The organism is Blautia hansenii (genome assembly GCF_013304445.1).
Lineage (GTDB): Bacteria > Bacillota > Clostridia > Lachnospirales > Lachnospiraceae > Blautia.
The window spans coordinates 1-348 of record NZ_JAAITA010000072.1 but is presented as its reverse complement, the minus strand read 5'-3'; the positions used below and the strand labels follow the sequence as shown (position 1 = coordinate 348).

General features: G+C 47.1%; 2 tRNA genes. Both read left to right on the top strand.

Annotation, left to right across the window (positions count from 1 at the left end):
• Positions 1–63 precede the first annotated feature (63 nt).
• Positions 64–137: transfer RNA gene (locus tag G5A70_RS15555), tRNA-Ile, on the top strand.
• A gap of 42 nt (positions 138–179) precedes the next feature.
• Positions 180–252, top strand: a tRNA-Ala gene (locus tag G5A70_RS15550).
• The last annotated feature ends 96 nt before the right edge of the window (positions 253–348 follow it).

Genomic DNA, 348 nt, shown 5'->3' with positions numbered 1-348 from the left:
AAGCGGTCGATGATACTATGCTGGAGACGGCATGGGAAAGCAGGTGGCTGCCGGATTAAAGAAGGGCTTATAGCTCAGCTGGTTAGAGCGCACGCCTGATAAGCGTGAGGTCGGTGGTTCGAGTCCACTTAAGCCCACTGCTTAACAAAAAAAGTTGAGCAAAGCAAAAAAGTACATATGGGGATATAGCTCAGTTGGGAGAGCACCTGCCTTGCAAGCAGGGGGTCGAGAGTTCGAATCTCTTTATCTCCACTGGTCTTCGAAAGAAGACTGAACACTGTACCTTGAAAACTGCATATACGAAACATCTAAAATACGTTAAACGTAGAGATAGAGACGAAACGAGGC